Annotated in this window: 1 protein-coding gene; it reads right to left on the bottom strand. The window is 45.4% G+C overall.

From position 1 onward, the window contains the following. A partial coding sequence (locus AAEY83_RS16110; RefSeq protein ID WP_351060608.1) for a hypothetical protein occupies positions 1-262 on the bottom strand: 262 nt, incomplete at both ends.

The following is a 262-nucleotide window of genomic DNA, read 5'->3' as shown; positions in this document are numbered from 1 at the left end:
CTACTAGATCCTGCATCAATGCTATCTGGATCAATAAAAGGTGCGGCTTGATAATTGGCTTGCGCGACTGCCACATGTTCTGTTACCAGATGCTGACGAATAGCCGCCAGTAAATGTGATTTGGCTTGATTGTCGGTATTGGGGTATTTGTCTTGGTCAAATAATTGTTGATAACGCTCAGATTTGGCAGTGCGGCTTGCATTAAATGCACGTCCTTGGGCTTGGCTCTGCGTGCTATCAGCGCTACTAAAATCAATCATGC

It is taken from the genome of Psychrobacter sp. TB20-MNA-CIBAN-0197, assembly GCF_040309765.1.
GTDB classification, from domain to species: Bacteria; Pseudomonadota; Gammaproteobacteria; order Pseudomonadales; family Moraxellaceae; genus Psychrobacter; species Psychrobacter submarinus.
Note: the sequence above shows the minus strand (reverse complement) of the source record. Positions and strands in the feature narration are given on the sequence as shown.